Annotated in this window: 1 pseudogene; it reads right to left on the bottom strand. The window is 41.1% G+C overall.

Features of this window, described 5'->3' with window-relative positions:
- Positions 1-457 (bottom strand): annotated as a pseudogene (locus AX662_RS10670) (hypothetical protein); the annotation flags it as partial.

The raw sequence follows: 457 nt of genomic DNA on the forward strand, positions 1-457 counted from the left end.
ACTGAAGCACTCTCTGAAGCGGATTCAGAATTTGATACAGATTGTGATTCTGAAATTGATTCACTCGTTGAAGCTGACTCGGAATTTGATACAGATTGTGATTCTGAAACTGAAGCACTTGTTGAAGCTGATTCTGAGTTTGAAACTGACTGTGATTCACTTACTGAAGTACTTTCAGAGGCTGAAACTGAATTTGATTCGGATTGTGACGCTGACGTTGAGGCACTTTCTGAAGTAGAAACTGAATTTGATTCGGATTGTGATGTCGATGTTGACTCACTCTCTGAGGCTGACTCTGAGTTCGAGACTGACTGCGATTCAGATACTGACTCACTCTCTGAAGCTGACTCGTAATTTGAGATTGATTGAGAGATTGATGTTGAGGCACTTTCATATGCTGAAGTTGAGTTCGATTCAGACTGTGATGTTGATGTTGACGCACTTTCTGAAGCTGAGA

This window comes from Streptococcus sp. CCH5-D3 (assembly GCF_001556435.1).
In the GTDB taxonomy this organism is placed as follows: Bacteria; Bacillota; Bacilli; order Lactobacillales; family Streptococcaceae; genus Streptococcus.